Source organism: Agrobacterium sp. ST15.13.013 (assembly GCF_027956525.1).
Classification (GTDB): Bacteria; Pseudomonadota; Alphaproteobacteria; order Rhizobiales; family Rhizobiaceae; genus Agrobacterium; species Agrobacterium salinitolerans.
In genome coordinates, this window is sequence record NZ_JAQKGP010000077.1 from 1 (window position 1) to 945 (window position 945).

The 945-nt window shown below is 60.5% G+C and carries 1 protein-coding gene; it reads right to left on the reverse strand.

The genetic code is table 11. The features are described from left to right. Window positions 1-25: 25 nt before the first annotated feature. A partial coding sequence (locus PL597_RS25930; protein ID WP_271366649.1) for an IS1182 family transposase occupies window positions 26-945 on the reverse strand: 920 nt, incomplete at its 5' end.

Here is a 945-nt window from a genome sequence, read left to right on the forward strand (position 1 = left end):
GGGAGATAAGATGAGCCTCGTTTCCTCATCCCCAGGCGGGTTTGGGTGCTTTCGTGAGCGCCATCGCTATTTTCTTGATGTTCTGGGCGCTCGCGGCGAGCAGGCACTGCCATCTAACCTTGATCAAGCCGCGGAAGCGGGCATAGCGGTGCCCGTGAAGCTGCTTGGCATCGGCGAAGGAGCGCTCCACCGTTTCCTTGCGCCGCTTGTAGATCGCCTTGCCCCACGCCGTCTTTCGATGAACATCCGTGCGTTCGCGTGCATCTTGCCAGACATGCCGGGTGATGGTTCGTATCGAGCCGGCATTGGACGTGCAGGAGGCAAGAAGCGGGCAGTCACGGCAGATGGAGGGGTCTGAGCGATAGTGCCTGTAACCGCTGCGGTCGGTCGTCGCATAGGTCAACAGTTGTCCTTCAGGGCAGCGGTAGCCATCGGTCTCTGGTTCGTAGACGAACTTCGACTTGCGCATCATCCCGTCTTTGGGCGGGGTCGGGTTGCGATAGCCGGTCACGCCGAGGATATCTCTGTCCTCCAGACCCTTGGCAATGCCTGCCGTGGCATAGCCTGCGTCCAGCCCGACCGCCCCGACATGCAAGTCGAAGCGTTGGCGCTGCCGGTCGAGCCGCTCCAGGTAGACGATACTGTCATGCACATTGGCCGGCGTTACATGCGTATCGGTGATGATCGCATGGCGGCCGTCGACAGTGCGGTGATCGAGATAGAAGAAGCCCTTGGGCTTGCCGTCGCGCACCATATAACCGCTATCGGGATCGGTACGGCTGACCTTCGTTTCCTTCACCTCCGGCTCGCGCTGTTTCTCCCTCAACGGCTTCTGCCCATGGGATATGCGCTCCGCCTCGATCGCTCGATCCAGATCGGCCCAATAATCGGCCCGCGACTTCTGGAGCATGGCCAGATCGTATTTGCCCTTGTTGGCATTGGCCT